This window comes from Shewanella sp. GJ50-10 (assembly GCF_055808815.1).
In genome coordinates, this window is sequence record NZ_JBVVSS010000001.1 from 3,428,034 (window position 1) to 3,445,161 (window position 17,128).

At 41.0% G+C, this 17,128-nt stretch carries 16 protein-coding genes; 5 read left to right on the forward strand and 11 right to left on the reverse strand.

The features are described from left to right. Positions 1–109: 109 nt before the first annotated feature. Both AC0L4E_RS14465 and AC0L4E_RS14470 read left to right on the forward strand, forming a co-directional pair. Positions 110–1,534, forward strand: coding sequence for a coniferyl aldehyde dehydrogenase (locus AC0L4E_RS14465; RefSeq protein WP_473679753.1), 1,425 nt, complete (start codon positions 110–112; stop codon positions 1,532–1,534). A 188-nt stretch (positions 1,535–1,722) separates the two neighbouring features. After that, entirely contained in the window at positions 1,723–2,415 is a 693-nt protein-coding gene (locus AC0L4E_RS14470) for a TetR/AcrR family transcriptional regulator (RefSeq protein ID WP_473679754.1), read from the forward strand. Between the two features lie 100 nt (positions 2,416–2,515). On the opposite strand, the gene AC0L4E_RS14475 is transcribed toward AC0L4E_RS14470, so the two are convergent. Beyond that, a complete protein-coding gene (locus AC0L4E_RS14475) occupies positions 2,516–2,899 on the reverse strand; it encodes an MAPEG family protein (protein ID WP_473679755.1) in 384 nt (127 codons plus the stop codon). A 520-nt stretch (positions 2,900–3,419) separates the two neighbouring features. Here AC0L4E_RS14475 and bufA2 point away from each other — a divergent pair. The 3 genes from bufA2 (at position 3,420) to AC0L4E_RS14490 (ending at position 5,986) form a co-directional block, all read left to right on the forward strand. Beyond that, on the forward strand, positions 3,420–3,878 hold the full coding sequence (bufA2, locus tag AC0L4E_RS14480) for a BufA2 family periplasmic bufferin-type metallophore (RefSeq protein WP_473679756.1): 459 nt from the start codon (positions 3,420–3,422) through the stop codon (positions 3,876–3,878). Between the two features lie 231 nt (positions 3,879–4,109). Further along, positions 4,110–5,138, forward strand: coding sequence for an MNIO family bufferin maturase (bufB, locus tag AC0L4E_RS14485; RefSeq protein WP_473679757.1), 1,029 nt, complete (start codon positions 4,110–4,112; stop codon positions 5,136–5,138). Beyond that, a complete protein-coding gene (locus AC0L4E_RS14490) occupies positions 5,135–5,986 on the forward strand; it encodes an HvfC/BufC family peptide modification chaperone (RefSeq protein ID WP_473679758.1) in 852 nt (283 codons plus the stop codon). Before bufB ends, AC0L4E_RS14490 begins: the two co-directional genes overlap by 4 nt. Positions 5,987–6,108: 122 nt before the next feature. Here the strand turns inward: AC0L4E_RS14490 and AC0L4E_RS14495 are convergent, their stop codons facing one another. From AC0L4E_RS14495 to AC0L4E_RS14540, 10 genes are all read right to left on the reverse strand, one after another. Beyond that, complete coding sequence (locus tag AC0L4E_RS14495) at positions 6,109–6,555, reverse strand: DUF3291 domain-containing protein (RefSeq protein WP_473679759.1); 447 nt, start codon at positions 6,553–6,555, stop codon at positions 6,109–6,111. Positions 6,556–6,563: 8 nt separating this feature from the next. Continuing rightward, complete coding sequence (locus tag AC0L4E_RS14500) at positions 6,564–7,928, reverse strand: sensor histidine kinase (protein WP_473679760.1); 1,365 nt, start codon at positions 7,926–7,928, stop codon at positions 6,564–6,566. Positions 7,929–7,977: 49 nt separating this feature from the next. Further along, positions 7,978–9,396 (reverse strand): sigma-54-dependent transcriptional regulator, encoded by a 1,419-nt coding sequence (locus tag AC0L4E_RS14505; RefSeq protein ID WP_473679761.1) that lies wholly within the window; start codon positions 9,394–9,396, stop codon positions 7,978–7,980. Positions 9,397–9,606: 210 nt separating this feature from the next. Continuing rightward, complete coding sequence (locus AC0L4E_RS14510) at positions 9,607–10,815, reverse strand: FtsX-like permease family protein (protein ID WP_473679762.1); 1,209 nt, start codon at positions 10,813–10,815, stop codon at positions 9,607–9,609. A gap of 22 nt (positions 10,816–10,837) precedes the next feature. Then, positions 10,838–12,151: an ABC transporter permease gene (locus AC0L4E_RS14515; RefSeq protein ID WP_473679763.1), complete on the reverse strand. Its 1,314-nt coding sequence runs from the start codon at positions 12,149–12,151 to the stop codon at positions 10,838–10,840. A gap of 20 nt (positions 12,152–12,171) precedes the next feature. Further along, entirely contained in the window at positions 12,172–12,921 is a 750-nt protein-coding gene (locus AC0L4E_RS14520) for an ABC transporter ATP-binding protein (protein WP_473679764.1), read from the reverse strand. A 101-nt stretch (positions 12,922–13,022) separates the two neighbouring features. Beyond that, entirely contained in the window at positions 13,023–13,256 is a 234-nt protein-coding gene (locus tag AC0L4E_RS14525; protein WP_473679765.1) for a hypothetical protein, read from the reverse strand. A gap of 45 nt (positions 13,257–13,301) precedes the next feature. Next, positions 13,302–14,561 (reverse strand): efflux RND transporter periplasmic adaptor subunit, encoded by a 1,260-nt coding sequence (locus AC0L4E_RS14530; protein ID WP_473679766.1) that lies wholly within the window; start codon positions 14,559–14,561, stop codon positions 13,302–13,304. 425 nt (positions 14,562–14,986) lie between these two features. Then, positions 14,987–15,799, reverse strand: coding sequence for a cobalamin-binding protein (locus AC0L4E_RS14535; protein ID WP_473681676.1), 813 nt, complete (start codon positions 15,797–15,799; stop codon positions 14,987–14,989). A gap of 118 nt (positions 15,800–15,917) precedes the next feature. Then, complete coding sequence (locus tag AC0L4E_RS14540) at positions 15,918–16,955, reverse strand: DUF2235 domain-containing protein (protein WP_473679767.1); 1,038 nt, start codon at positions 16,953–16,955, stop codon at positions 15,918–15,920. Positions 16,956–17,128 lie beyond the last annotated feature (173 nt).

A 17,128-nucleotide genomic window follows, 5' to 3' on the forward strand; every position in this document is an offset into this window, starting at 1 on the left:
TAGTAAACCGACTAATCAGTCGAGTGAATTATATACCGCCATTTGCGAAACGAATCCACTTGCATTTATCTATTAAGATTACCCACTCACAATAATGCTAGGAGTATTTATGAATATGGCAGTCAATGACAATCAGCTAACACCTTTGCAGCAGTTACTTGAGTTGCAACGCAGTGCCTACCTTTCTATGCCCGCTCCTAGCTATCAAACTCGTATCGATAAATTGAAAAAGCTTAAACAAGCTTTACTGGATCACAGTGACCAGTTTGTTACAGCCTTAGCCACTGATTACGGCCACCGCTCAAGTAATGACACCATGATTTCCGATATAATGCCGTGCATTAACAATATTAATTATTCGCTAAAAAACCTTAAGTCTTGGATGAAGCCAAATAAGCGTCATGCAGGATTGTTACTCGCCCCCTCTTCAGTGACGGTTCACTATCAGCCTCTAGGTGTCGTCGGTATTATTGTGCCGTGGAACTTCCCAGTAATGTTGGCTGTGGGGCCATTGATTACCGCCATTGCAGCAGGTAACCGCGCAATGCTGAAAATGTCAGAATTTACCCCTGCCACTAACCAAGTATTAATTTCTTTATTGGCTGGAATATTTGATCAAAACGAAGTAGCGGTAGTTGAAGGCGAAGCAGATATTGCAGCTCAATTTTCTGCCCTGCCGTTTGACCATTTATTATTTACTGGCTCTACCACAGTGGGCCGTCATGTGATGCGCTCTGCCGCTGACAATCTCACTCCTGTCACTTTAGAACTTGGTGGTAAGTCGCCGGTAGTTATCGCCCCAGATATTGATATTCCAACCGCTGTTGAGCGGCTAATTTATGGTAAGTGTTTAAATGCAGGTCAAATCTGTGTCGCACCAGATTACATTTTATGTCCTGAAGATAAAGTCGATGAATTCATTAGTGAATATAAAAAACGATTCAACAAAATGTACCCTGACTTCGCCAGCAATCCAGATTACGGTAATGTCATCAATGAACGTCAGTACTCCCGTTTACTGGCCGTACTAGAAGATGCAAAACAAAAAGGCGCTAACATTCAGCCAGCCGCTGATTACGAAATTGACGCTAATATTCGTAAATTACCGACTCAACTTATCACCGCAACAAGCGATGATATGACAGTTATGCAAGAAGAGATATTTGGGCCACTGTTGCCTATTATTAGTTATCAAAATATCGACAAAGCCATTGGTTACATTAATGAAAATGAACGTCCTTTAGCGCTTTATATCATGAGTTTCGACAGTGCTACTCAGCAGCGCATTATTCAGCATACTCACTCTGGCGGCGTTTGTATTAACGAAACCGTATTCCATGTTGCTGCTGATGATGCACCATTTGGTGGTATTGGTCCTTCTGGCATGGGGCATTATCACGGCAAAGAAGGCTTCTTAACCTTTAGTCATGCTAAAACAGTACTAAAAAGCGGAAAGTTTAATTCTGGCATATTTGTACACCCGCCATATGGCACAAAAATCCAGGCATTATTAATGAAGATGTTTTTGCGCTAAGCCGTTATATAAGTCCTTATACAAGCCCTTATATAAGCTCTTATATAAGCTCTTATCAGACGAGATGAGCCATTTAATCCTTTGATATCTGGCTCAATCGTTGAAAGTATGGAAAATACTATCCTAACTAGGCTTGTACATACTCTTGAGTATTTCAAATAAAAAATAGGTAACTAATGGAAAATACAGTGAAGTTGGCCAAAACTGACAAAAAACAGGCGATTTTAGATGCCGCGTTGATTCTTTTTGTTGAACAAGGTTTCCATGGAACTTCAACTGCATCTATCGCTAAAAAGTCTGGCGTAGCCACAGGGACTTTATTTCATCACTTTCCGACTAAAGAAGCTCTGTTAAACCACCTATTCGTCGCCGTTAAGCAAGAATTTGCTGACTCAATTACAGCATCTATGGCGCAATTATCCGCTGACGAAGTAGCTGTTCAGCTAAATGATGACACCATTACAGGCTCTACAGAGTTACACCCAACTCAGTCACTGTCTGCTGACGTCAACTCTTTTCATGTAGAGAATGCTGCAACGCTTAGACATAGCGCTAATCGTTTATGGCAACATGCCATTGATTGGGCATTACTTCACCCTATAAAGCAGCGATTTTTCTTACAATTTTCACTGTCATCTGAGATCGACGCTGAAATCCGCTCTCAAGCCATGAGCAGCATTTTACATTTTATTATTGAGCTTATTGCTAAAGGCCAGCAACTTAATATTATTGCCAACTTCCCGTTAGCCTTGATGTTAGAAAATTGCCATGGTCAATACCTTGCGGCTATTCGATATTTCACAGACAACCCGCAATGGGGTCATGATAAAACCCATCGTGATGCAAGCTTTGAAATGTTCTGGCGTTCAATGAAACAATAAAGCTTAACTGTTGCACTAGATTTCAATATAACCCAACAAAATAAAAAAGCGCTTACGTTTCACTTGAAACATAAGCGCTTTTTACATCTAAACAACTAATTTAAAAAGCTTGGAAGAAAATACCCAAGGCGCTAAAAATCCCCACAAACCAAGCAAGTGAACGCATAGTCGCGACTCCTTTTAGGTAAAGTAAGTGATAACTTACTCTGGCAATAACATGCACAATCGCCAAGGTAGAAACTAATGGAGAAACCTTGTCAGTGGCGATTACAACCAAACAGCTAATGCCAAAAATAATCAATGATTCGAACGCATTTTGATGCCCCGCTAATGCTCTTGCACCAAAGCCAGTTAATTGCGCTTGCTGTGTTCGAGGATGGGCATTGTCATAGCCGCCTAGCTTAGCCATGGCAACGGCCACTGGCCCTTTAGCTAAATAAGGTAATAACATTGCGACGAATAAACAGATGAGTAGAGTTTGCATTAATGCTTCCCAGCTTGCAGAGGACAATTAGCCGACAGTAAATCATCTTTTAATGATATTAAAAAGCACTTTTGTCGCTCAACCTTTTACTCATTGAATTATTATCGAGCTCATATCTCAACAAACTCAACCCTATAACCACTCAATAAATAGCGTTTAAGCTGAGAATTCCACACCAATATTAAAATATATTTTAGTTAATTTAATTAACCAAAAATCTGCTTTAAATCAGATATTAAACACAGACTTTCACAACAAGCCAGTTAACATCTCACTAACTTTTAATAACTATTTTGAAATATCTCTCCAAACCTCACGGTCAATATAGATACCTGCTATTAAGACAGATAACCGCGGATAGTATCTATTAATCAGTAGGAGCAAGTAAAAATGGCATGGAAGTGTCTACTTTCTCACTAATTGAACTTACAACTCATTTGAATGCTTCGGTCTAATCAAAGCTTTCAAATCTGAGCAAGTAAAAAAGTAACTATTATCAAAGAATCTTCAAGGAATTAACATGAATACTAAAGCACAAACGGCACTTTCAGGTGCAGCACTTGCAATGGCAATGGCGGGGTTATCAGGTCAAGCAATGGCTGGAGAATCTAATACTGCACCTTTAGCCGCAGGCGAAACTGACTTAGTCCATTGTTATGACGTCAATGTGTGTAAAGGTCACAATGATTGCGGTACCGCTGATAATGCCTGTAAGGGTCAAGCAAGTTGTGAAGGCACTGGCTTTGTTGCTATGCCTTCAAAAGCATGTGGCGACGTGGGTGGTAAAGTAAAAGATGATTGGGTCGGTAAAATAACCAAAGCTGATTTGGTCCATTGTTATGGCGTTAACGTATGTAAAGGTCATAACGATTGTAAAGGTGCTGACCATGCTTGTGGTGGAATGGCTAGCTGTAAAGGCTCAGGTTTCGTCAATACTACAGCAAAATCTTGTGCTGATATCGGCGGTAAAGCAGGCTAATAGTAAAACAGCGAATAATACCAAATAGTGTACTCGCTTCTTTTCATTAATGGCTTGGTAGCTGTCATCCCCCTGTCGTAAAAAGTTGCCAAGCTATTAGTTTAAAAAACCAGCTTAAAAATTTAGTTACCAAGCGATCAGTTATAAGCAGTTAATGTGCTTTACTCCCAAGTGATGTACTAAATATGCAGTACTAAATGAACACTAGCGTTCAATTCGAGGAAGTCCGCGATGCCAAATTCGAACCAGCTTGATTTGAAAAAGTCAGATTCAAAAATCACTCAAGACTTCATTGGTTTTGGATTAGGGCTACGCACCGATCATTTCGAATATATCTTACAAAACCAACCTGCTATTGACTGGTTTGAAGTGCTTTCTGAAAACTACTTAGTTGCAGGCGGTAAACCCCGTTATTACCTCGAAGCCATTGCTGAGCAATACCCAGTTGTGATGCATGGGGTTTCAATGTCGATTGGCAGTACAGATCCGTTAGACATGGATTACTTAAAGTCACTTAAAACACTCAGTAATGACATTAACCCTAAATGGATTTCAGATCATATTTGCTGGACTTCTATACACGGGGTTAACAGCCACGATTTATTACCGCTACCCTATACAGAAGAAACCGTTAAACATGTCGCTGAGCGGGTAAAAATAGCCCAAGATGTTTTAGGTAGAAGACTGTTACTGGAAAATGTATCTAGTTACCTTTCATACAAAGACTCCACCATGGATGAATGGGATTTTTTATCGCAAGTTGCCGAAGAGGCTGATTGCCTCATCTTGCTAGATATTAATAATATTTATGTCAGTGCCCGCAACCACTTTTTTAATCCGCTGGATTACCTAAACAAGATTGATCCACGTCGCGTACAGCAGTTTCACTTAGCAGGTCACTCAGATTATGGCGAGTACGTCATTGATACTCACGACCATGATGTGCCGCCTAGTGTGTGGACCTTATATCAAGCAGCCCTAGAACGCTTTGGTCCTGTAAGCACTATGATTGAACGAGATGCCAACATTCCTGACTTTCCTGTGTTATATCAAGAGTTATTAGAAGCGCAAAAAATTGCACAATTAACCTTACCTGGCCATCCCGACCTTGAACGCTCAATTTTGGCACCTATGACGCAGCCACAAGCTCAGTCTCTTAATCAGTCTGTAGCTCAACCAGTTACTAGCGCATCTGCTTTGAATAATGGATCAGTTATTCAGACTCATCATCAGTTACCGACAAAAAAGGTTGCGGTATGAGTCAACTGAAGCAAATTCAACAAGAATTCATGGAATATCTTTTAGTTGGCGCAAATGCCAATACAGGTGCAGAATCTAGTGCAATAGCAAATGCTGATTCTAATTCTAAAAGCAGTCGCTTCGTAGATATCAGAGCCCGCGTGTCTGAACAAAGTGGCATCTCAGCTGATCATCGTTTACAGATTTATGCCAATGCCTATCGAATTCGCCTTAAAGAAACCATGGAAACAGACCATCAAATTCTCGGCTTATATTTAGGCGATGAATTATTCGATAAATTAGCAGCTGAGTACCTTGATGCCCATCCTTCATCGGCAAAATCTCTACGAAGATTTTGCGATAATTTAGCGTTTTTTTTGCGTAACGATGAGTTCTTTAGTCAATATCCAATATTGGCTGATTTAGCGCAGTTTGAGCGACTTTTATTAGCCGCATTTGATGCTGCTGAGTCATCACGAGCTGAGTTCAGTACATTGCAAAATTTACCACCTGAGCATTGGCCTAACTGCTGTTTACGCTTCCATCCAAGTCTGCAATTATTTAGTTGTAAAAGTAATGCGGTTGAAAGCTGGCAAGCGTTAAAGGCTGATACATCGCCTGATGCACCTTTTTATCAGCAGCAAAAGTATTGGATGCTATGGCGCAATGAAGAAAGACTCACCCAATTCGAATCTTTAAACCACAGTCAATATGTGCTGTTAACCGGGTTTATTGAAGGTAATAACTTTGCCGAGCAATGTGAGTTAATGCTGGAATGGTATGATGAACAAAGCGCGCCTATGATGGTGCTGCAAACATTACAATCTTGGTTTGATAAAGGCATTATCCGCGAGTTAGTTGTTTCTTAGTAACTAGTGCTTAGTGTTTAGTGTTTAGTGACTAATGTTTAGTGCTTAGTGACTAACGCTTAGTGCTTGTACTTAGTGCTCAATGTAAAAACTGGGGTTGCCTTGTACTTGAGCGCTAACAATTAGGTTAAATCGTTTTCGGTAAAGTTACTTTTAAATGTAAAAGCGTACGCCGAGTCACTATTTTCTCTTAAGTGTATTAACCTCTCTTTTGCTTCTTTAATGTCTGGAATATGCCCTTCTTCGACCCACCACAAAACATAGCTGTCTTCTGATAAGCGCTCAAACCACTCGGTTTTTCGGCGCATAAAATCACGATGATGGGTACGAAACATAAAATTTTTTAAAGCTTCAACATTATCCCAAACTGACATATTCACAATTAGACTTGAATCATCAAATGCTTGAATTTGTGTGGCGTCACCTGACTCATCCATTAGGCGCCAAACAAAGCCAGTACTGGTTTCAGCGATTCCATTAACGTCATCGAGATTCTCAACAAAGTCTTTCATTTCTGGAGCATCCAAAGAGAATTTACACTTTGCGATATTCAGTTGTGCCAGTTGCATTTAGTTTCCTATTCCTTCGGTAACCATAGCTTAACGCTAAGTCCGCCTTCCGTTCGGTTTTGCATGGTGATATGACCCCCATGCGCTTCAACAATTTCTCGGCACAAAGGTAAACCAATTCCGGTGCCAGATTGCTTCGTCGAGTAAAACGGCAGTAATGCTTGAGACAGCACTTCACTAGACATACCGCTGCCGTTATCTTCAACAGTAATAATAATCCCCTCTGCAGGGTGTTTTATCTCTTGTATCAGTAAACTGACCTTATCTTTATCAGCACCTGACTCATGGGCATTTTTCAAAAGATTAATTAATACTTGTTCTAGCTGAACACAGTCTAATTCAATCGCCAATGTCGGTAACTCAGACAACAACTCAAAAGGATATTGCGCAGCTAATTGCTCAATAAAATTATCCCAATTTATTAATGCTTTGCGAGGTAAAGGCAGTTTGGCAAATTCGGCATAATGAGAGATAAATTGGCTTAAATGCGCGGTGCGATTTTCAATGGTATCGAATATCAACGCCAACTTATCGTTCTCTACATTTTTGGTTAATACTCTTCCTGAATTCACCATAGATGCAATTGGCGCCACTGAGTTGTTTAACTCATGGCTGATAATGCGAATGACCTTTTTCCATACTGCCACTTCTTGGCGATTAAGTTCTTTAGTCAGTTGCTTGAGTAAAATTAAATGATGTTGCTGATTGTTCTGACTGAATTTCCCCCGCGAAATATGCCAGGTTTCAATATCGTCATTATTGATATCATCATTATTACTATCGTCAGACGTCTCAGAAGCTGTGTCAGCATTAATTGAAAACAGTCCTTCATGCTCACTGTCTAAAGCTTGTCTGAGTGCACGAGGTAATTCTGCAATTAACTCCGCTAGCAACATGCCTTCAATTCGGACACCTTGGTTAAATAAGTGTCTTGCAGCGTCATTGGCATAAATAATTCGTTGCTGATCATCCACCAGCAACATGATGTTTGGCGAGTTTTGAATGACTTTATCTAACATCAACTCACGCTGATAAATGAACTGTCGTTCATTACGTAGTTTTTCGGATGCTTGGTTATACAAGTCAGCAATTGAATCTAGTTGTGGCTCACCATAGCCATGCAAAGACACACTAAATTCATTATCTTTAAAGTTGAGCAAGCCTACTTCTAATGCACTTAAACTGTCACTTAAAGTGCTAGTCAGTCGCATACTGATTAAGAAACAAATACCCGCACTGACCACAATGGCGAGCCATAATTGCTCTGGCCCAAATGACAGCCAAATACTCCAACCACATAGTCCGCTGACAGCAAGGCTTAAAAGATTACCAAGCACTAACTTACTACGTAGTAGAAGCGTTTTTCTCATCATTCATATTCACTTTTATCGGTGTTATTTGAGTCGACGTTTATTTAGCGTGCTATTTGGTCGAAATGCCATATTTATCCATACGGCGATACAATGCTTGGCGGCTTAAGCCTAATGACTTCGCCACTCTGGCAATGACCCCATTATAAGTCACTAATGCTTGCTCAATATCCTGTTTATCAGGCTCAACCGTGGCGGCTTTATTCATTTCAGTCGCTTTTGATTTATCGGCTTTTGGTGCTCCTGCAAAATTGGGAGAAGGAGCGACTGTCCCCACAGAATTCAGTCCTTGCTCTGCAGTCTGTAGTAAGCCCAAATCTGTCACGGTCAAAGTGGCATTCGTTGTTAATAACACAGCTCTTTTGCAGACGTTTTCAAGCTCTCGAACATTACCTGACCAAGCATGAGTCAGCAGCGCTTGTTGTGCTGGCTTATCAAAACTAAAGTCTTTGCCGACAAAGTGCTGCGCCAAAGGTAAAATGTCATCAACACGTTGATTAAGTGGCGCTAATGGCAATTCAATCACGTTTAAGCGGTAAAACAAATCTTCCCTAAAATGACCATTGGCAATATCATCGGCTAAATCTGCATTAGTTGCGCTAATAACTCGCACATTCACTTTACGGGTTTGGTGACTCCCAAGTCGCTCAAACTCGCCGGTTTGCAACACGCGCAGTAACTTTACTTGCCCTGATAATGGCAAGTTACCAATTTCATCCAAAAATAGTGTGCCACCATCAGCAGCTTCAAAACGGCCTATGCGCACTTTGTTTGCGCCAGTGAACGCGCCAGCTTCAGCGCCAAATAATTCGGCTTCCAGTAAGTCCATTGGCAATGCGCCAATATTCACTTTAATAAACGGTTTATTACTCAATAGCGAGTTAGCTTGGACGATATCAGCAATTTTATCTTTACCGGCACCATTAGGGCCGGTGATCATGACTGATACATCTGATTTGGCGACTTGCAGGGCTAAATCAATACAGCGCTGCATTGCGCCGCTACCAAATACCATACCGCATAAATCGGCATCATTAATCGCACTCATGCGATCGGAGTCTACTCGGGTCAGTTGATTATTGTGCTTAGAAAGGTGATAAATCGACAGCAGATTATTGATGCTGGTAAGTAACTTAGCATCATCCCATGGCTTACCCATGTAATCAGCAGCACCAGCTTTAACTAACTCTACTGCCGTTTCTAATTGGGTCCATGCCGTCATAAGAATGATTGGTAAATTCGGCTGCTGCTGACGTAAGGTATAAAATAGTTGCTTACCCTCTTCACCTGACGTCGTATCACGAGTGAAGTTCATATCTTGAATAACAAGGCTAATATCTTGTTTTGCGACAATATCTAATGCTTGTTCTGGCGTTTCACAGCTCAATGCGTGATAGCCATGGATGTCTAACATCAGCGTCAGTGCGCTACATATAGCATGGTTGTCATCAACCACTAAAATACTATCCATGTGACTTATTCGTTCTCTCTTTATGTTTTGGGCTTGTGTTCAGCTTTTGTATTAGTAACTTACACTCTGAGCCTTTGTTATCTATGTAACGTTACTGATATTAAGCCGCAATAGATAGTGCTAGTTAGAGTTAATGACTTATAACACTACCTATTAGCACTACCTTTACACAGAGCTTCAATGTTTAGCTACATCCTGCATTTACAGCACCTACACGCTACGTGTTGCCATCGCAGGTGATATTTTTGCTGCTTTCATCGCTGGCATAATCACCGCTAGCGTAGTCACCACTAACAAACCAACAATAGCTGCTATCGGATAGGTTATTGGCAACATAGGTAGGCTATATAAACTCATCAATTGTTGACCTAATTGCAATGACAGTAAGCCACCAATCAGTCCACCAGCGATACAAATGAGATAGTTTTCTACCATAAAGTAATTAACGATATCACGCTTTTTAGCCCCTAAAGCACGGCGAGTACCAATCTGTTTAGTGCGGCGTTGAATATTAAACATCACCATACCAGTCAATCCTAATGCGGTAATTAACAGTAATAAAATCACCATCATGCTTAATAATGTCGCCATTAAACGATGATTACTGTAAGACTCTTTCTTCATATCAAGCAATGACGAGAACCCATCAATCACCCGATTCGGGTTTTCTGCGTGGAACGCCTTCACAATCGCTTCTTCCAATGCCGGAATATGCTCAGGTAAAGCGCGAACCATGTAGGTTTTATTTTTAAAGCCACCACCAAAATCAATATTTTGAATCACACTGTATTCAAAATTTTCATGATTAACCCAAGCTCCTTGAAGTTTTTCTATCACGCCAATAATTTCAATGGTTTGCTTGCCTTGGTACATGGTTTTACCCACGGGTGATTCATCGCCCCAAAACGCTTTCGCTAAGGGTTGTGACACCATAGCCACCATGCCGCTTTGATCTAGCTGGGTATTAATTTCTTCAGGGCGAAAGTTGCGCCCTTCTATTAACTTTGCGCCCATCACATTTAGTAAATGCTCATTACCTAAATACAATGCAAAACCAGGCATGCTCTCAGCTATCTCTTCATCTGCGCTATCAACATAACGGTCCATCCAACCGCTGCCGCTCAGTGGCATCATATTAGTCGAACTGGCGTGGATCACGTTCGGTAACCCGCGAAGTATCTGTTGGTCGATGACATTTTGCTGAACATTATCAATAGCAGGGTCAAAGTTATAAACATTAAAGCTCAATATCTGCTCTTCCATTAAGCCCGAACTGCGCTGCATCATGGTTAAACGCTCATGAATAATAAAGCTGGCATTCGCTACGATGGCAACCGATAAAATAATCTGCAGTAGCAATAATATTGGGGCACTTTTGCTGCGCATTAAGCTCGATAAAATAGGTTTGATATGTAACATGTCGAATTCCTTTCTTTTGTCGTTATTGCGCTTTTAGATACACACTAGGTTTAGTGCGGCACACGACCCAAGCAGGATAAATACCCGCAATAATGGCCGTCGAAATAGCAATTAACGGCGTAATAAACCACATACTTGCATCAAGTCCAGTCACGCTTTGCTTCATACTAAATTCTGCATGCAATATCGATAGCGCTCCCCAAGCCCACAGTAGTCCAACAATGCCTCCAATAAAGCCGATAATCCCCACTTCGACCATATATTGGCTGAATATTTGTGCACGACTTGCACCAATGGCGCGGCGAACACCGACTTCTGGAGCACGTTTTAAGAACTTAGTCAGCAGTAAACCGAGAATATTCACCAAACATACACTCAAGAACAGCACACTGAGGCCGACTAAGATTTTGTTATCTCTTGGTACCACATTGTTATTTTCAAGCCACTGGGCAACATCACTAATTTGAGCAGATTCTTGTGGTGACTTAGCCGTATCGGTGTAGCGACCAAAGTTTCTTTGCTCTTCTACATAACGACCTAACCAGCTTTGTAATTGTGATTTTTGCTCTGGTGTTTCAAGGAAAGTCCAAAACTGAATCCAGGTCTTTTCCGAATTTAAGCGATCCTGATGCGTCAGCATCGGCTCAAATTTCCAACCACTGGTATTGCCCCATACATCAAATTCTTCTTGTTCAGTCAGCGAAAAAGGAATAAAAATTTCTTCTGCATCATTAAATGCGCCATTAAGCGGGTCGTAGTATTTAGGCTGCGGATTCCAGTCTTTAATCACGCCAACCACCTGATAAGGCTTGCGGTTGAGATAAATGGTTTTACCCACACTATTTTGACCATCAAAAAAGGTTTGATTAAGCTTCTCACCAATCACCACCTGATATGCTGGGTGACTATCAACGCTTTTCCCCCAGCGATCACCATATAAAAATGGCACTTCAAAAATGGTGAAAAAATCTCTATCTGTAACACGTACGCTTTCTAAAACAGGATCGATGTCCTGATTATCAGATTGCATTGCAAGCCCAGTACGATATGAAGCTGCTTTCACCGACAATTCATTGTTATTACGAAGATTCACCACATCCTTGTAGGTAATATTTGACTGGTATTCATCCCAAGTATCTAAACCTTGGCTCCACAACTGGATTGAATTGACCTGGTCACTTCGCTCCCCAGCGGGGTTATAAGACATGGTTTTATAGACATTCAAAGTGGTAATGGTAATGCCAATACCAATTGAAATCGCTAATACCATTAGCATGGATAACATGGGGGTTTTCTTGATGCTGCGCCAAGCAAGATCGCAATAATATAAAAACATAAGCTTATCTCCTACTTGGGTTATCCGTTGCTGCCGGCAACTTTCTGTAAATCAGCTGCTTGTGTTAAGTCAGATACGATCGATTGGTCAGCCTTCTGGTACATCGAAAAGTCACACACTTGACCATCAACGATTTGAATATTGCGTTGAGCACGACGGGCAAGTTCAGCATCATGGGTTACCATGATGATGGTGGTTCCCTTCTGGTTAATGTTCTCTAATAACTCCATGACTTGGCGCGCCATTAAACTGTCTAAGTTACCTGTAGGCTCATCGGCTAATAAAAAGCGCGGCTCACCTGCTAAGGCTCTAGCAATTGCAACGCGCTGCTGTTGACCACCTGATAATTGTGACGGTAAATGCTTCATCCTTGCAGCTAAACCTACCTGCTCTAATGCTGACTCCACACGGCGATTACGCTCTGCTCGATTAAAGCCGCGATAACGTAATGGCACTTCAACATTCTCAGCAAGATTCAAATCTGGAATAAGATTAAATCCCTGAAAAATGAAACCTATTTTTTCATTTCTAACTTTCGCGCTATGGTTATCACTAAGGTTTGAAACATTCACCCCATCAAGACTAAACTCACCTGAGGTAAAGCCTTCAAGTAAGCCGGCAATGTTCAAAAAGGTCGTTTTACCTGAACCTGACGGTCCAGTTACAGCTACAAATTCACCCTCTTCAACTTCAAGGTTAAAATCACGTAGCGCATGAGTTTCTACTAAATCCGTTTTAAATACTTTGCTAATATTTTTCATTGATAACATGTGTTCATTCCTTGTTTAACTAGCTAATACTCTAACGCTAGTTATCATTATTTATTCTATAAATTGGCTAATAACAGCCAAGATTCAATGTGGTTACTAATCTAAAACTGAACAACAATTTGCAGTGCGGTGGCAAAATCTAATTCAAATAACACCTGCACCATATCGCTACTTAAGCCATAACTAACCTGATCTGCGAGTTGATCTGTTAGGTCAATAATTTGAAAGCTAAATGACAACCAGTTAAAGCTTTCGTCAATTCGGTAACTCACCGCTAAGCTCAATAGCATCAATGCAAAAAAGCCTGTCATCGGTTTGGTTTGAGATAATTTCATTTTGGTGTCCTTACTTATTGTCGCAATCCAATCGGTTTAATTTGTTTATCTAATTTGAATTTGTTCATCGTTTTTAAACGCTTCAGTGCCTGAAACCACCCACACATCGCCTTCTTTACCGCCGTCAACGACTTCGACTTGACTCATGCTCCTAGCGCCAAGTGTCACAGGAGTTTTAACGGCCATATCATCGTTCATGACAAATGCTGTAGAGCCGCCACGATTTAAAAAGTCACCGCGTTTTACCATTAATACATTCGGGCGGTTTTCGAGTAATACTCGTGCTGATAAACGTTGATTCTGACGAAGCGATAAACTGGTTTCAGCGTTAAAACGCACTCGTGCTGTTACTTCACGGTTTCTTACTTCTGGTGAAATAGAAGATAAATGCCCCATCACTTTAAGGCTGCCAAAACTGAGCTCTACATCCATGCCTATACCTAAGTCATCAGCATAAGATTCAGGCACTGCAAGCTCAGCTTCAAAGGCGCTTAAATCCACAACGGTAAGTATTGGCTGACTAGCTCCGATACGGGCTTTTTGTTCCACTAACCAATTACCAATAATCCCTTTTACTGGCGCCTTAACATCTAATGCAGCAATTTGACGAGCTAACTCGGTGACAACCAATGCTTGTCTATCGACTTCTAGAGCACGGTTTTTTAGTTCGAATGTTAAGGTATCGCGCATCAATTCCACTTCTTGAATAGCATGTTTGTGCAACAGCTTGGCTTTGTGTAAATCGTCTTTGCTTTTTTCATAATCGATGCGGCTAATGAGGCTATTTTGAATCAATTGATCGCCACGACGGCTTTCTCTATCAGCAGCTTCTAAATCAACCTTGGCCATATCCAGTACTTGACTCACTCGTAATTGTTCACGGCGTGCATCTAACTTGGCGCGCTCTAAATCACTTTCCATTGCGGCAAAGACTGATTGCTCTTGTTGAAAGCTACTGCGTAATTTAGGACTATCGATTTGGGCAACTACTTGGTCTTGTTCGACTTCATCACCCGGTTGGCTAAGTAACGTCACCACACCTTGTTCAGTGCTGTATAAAATGGGCGCATTGGCTGCCACAATTTTACCTGTCGTGGCGATATCACGTACTAAAGTGCCTCGAGTGATTGTGGCTAAACGTAGGTCTTTACCTTCGATGGAACGAATAGAAGAATCATGACCAATGCTTGCCCACACTAACGCACTCATTAACACACCGATTGTGCCAATAATGATTGGCATACGTAGCTTTTGAGAAGCGCTTGCTTTAATGACCGTATCTTGTCCGCTGGTATCTTTAATCATCTCAGTTCCTTGACACTCACTAGGGGCTTTTTTTACAGCGCCTTTTATTTACTGATGTGGTCGTTGACAAATAGTGACCGCTTCAGAAAACCTAGTGTGCTATTTCGATATTGTTCACTTGATATAGCACAGGCTATGCCAACAATAACAAAAGCATTAATATCAAACAGATAGGCAAAGGCTGCATTTATTAGGATAAGCGAATGTGTCCGCGGACACTGCTTAGATGTGTCCGTAAAAAAGAAAAGTGTCCGAACAATAAAAAAGTGTCCGAACAATAAAAAAGTGTCCGAATGGACACTTTGATTGGTGTGGAGATAAAAATATGTACGCTGCTACTGTTACTGCGAAGCTTTTACTGCGAGTCTGTTACTCCGAGACAGATACTCCGAGATAGTTACTCCGAGATAGTTACTCCGAGACAGTTACTGTGTAGATCTAACTTTATCTAGCGACTCACACAAAGCTTGTACACCTAATATTGCTCTTGGCGAAGCTCTGTGTAGCAAATCAGCATTAAGCTGATAAATATGATTATTCTTAACCGCTGGTAACTCTGGCCATTTCGACCAATCAACACCAATAACATTACCTTCGTCTTGGCTCTGCAATATCACTTCTGCCCCAGTTAGTAAGACATTTTCAACACTGATTTGTGGGTATTCACTTGCTGCATCAATAAACACATTATCACCATGGCAAGCGCTGATGATATGCTCAATCCAACTGCCTTTAGAAACCGTCATTAATGGTGTAGACCACAATTGATAAAAAACTTTTACTGCAGACTTTTGTTGGTTCTGACTGCGAATACTGTCTAATTGCTGGCGATAATCGTTAGCAACTTGCTCAGCTTGTTGTTCGTGACCTGTTAGCTCGCCTAATTGCTCAAGCTCTTTGGCCACATCATCTAAACTTTTTGGATCGCTATTAAAAACCTTAAATCCCAACTGAGTTAGCTGGCTAATATCTTCCATTTTATTACCGCTTTGCCACACCACAATCAGATCAGGGTTTAACTCAATAACCCGCTCCATCTGAATACCATAATAGCCGCCAATACTTGGGATAGTTTTAGCTTGTTCAGGAAAGTCAGCATGATCTGTGGTGGCAACAATGGTTTCGCCTGCACCAATGGCATAGAGCATCTCAACGGCATGAGGCGATAAAGCAATGACTCGCTTTGCAGGAGTGACAGGTTCAGCAAGTGCTTGAAAGCAAGAGGATGAAAGTAGCAAAGCAAATAAGCTTGCAAATATAAAGCTTCGGTTTACTGAGTGAGTCAATGTATTACCTTTAATAAATAGCGCCTTAGTAAGCATATCAATATAAATTTATTATAATTAATTTAGCGAGTTATAACACTAGTTCAGTTGGCCAACCAAACTTATCGATTAAAGCTTGAAGGTTTTTAGGACGATAATCTACATCATTACCCCAACGCTGTTTAACAGATTGATGAATAAGCATTGGCTCGCCCATCGGTGCCATGTCTCTATATAGCTTACGTTTAACTCGATAGAAATTACGACGAGAATTATGTAGTTTAGCCATAGGCACAGGTGAAACCTGATTAATTAAATGCGACTCAACTGATAACTGATGAGCTTGAGCCTCTTCCAGCATCCAGAGTAAGGCATTATCTGACAGCATTAATCCTTGTTTGTCAGGTAGATAGCTACCACCAATATTACTGTGAGCACCAGCAAACCAAACTTGCTTCATATCCATCGTGTCTCTTGGTTGCCAAATGGTGGGTTCAAAATCCTGACGATGCTCATCAATCCCTAAAGCATGACGAGCGACTTTGACATTACTACCAATTTTAGTGTCATAGAACTCATCTTTATCTTCAAATAAACCTAAAAATGAGCTGGGGATCCCCATAGCGCCAACGGTATCCCATACACCTACAAATTCAATTTCCCGTGAAGGATGAGAATGCTGTTGCCTAAAAGCCAGTGATTTTTCACCTTCAGGAGCATAAGCTTTCGCTTGGGTTTTATAATGTTCAAAGGCTTGTTGAATAAGCTTGGCGTCTGGGCGCTTTACAATGCCGCAATTGTTTATCAAGCCACAAAGGCTGCGCATAGTGTATGAACCACGGCTAAAGCCAAATAAGTAAATCTCATCACCTGCTTGGTAGTTCTGCACAATGTAGCGATAGCCATCAAGAATGTTTTTATGCAAACCTCTTCCTGTCGATCCACCAATGATATTGTCGTAGTAAGAGCCTACTCCCCAGTCATAAAATACTTGTTGAGGTTTGCCATCTTGCGCAACAGGACTAATGGCTCTGGCAAGCCTAAGTACATTGGTCGCCTGATCTTGATTAATATCTTCCTCGGGGCGATTCCAAGTACCGTCAGCACAAATAACAATCCGTTTATTCATCACTCTTCCTTATCAGCTTATAGCTATCAATCTGGTTACGAGTCAGCTTGTGGGTCTGATTAAGTTACTGCACAGCAAAATAGACACTATTGGCACAATTAACCCGTCATAAATCATATCTTGTTCGACTTTTAGACAATAGTCATTCCTGCAAAAGTATCGTTTACTCATTA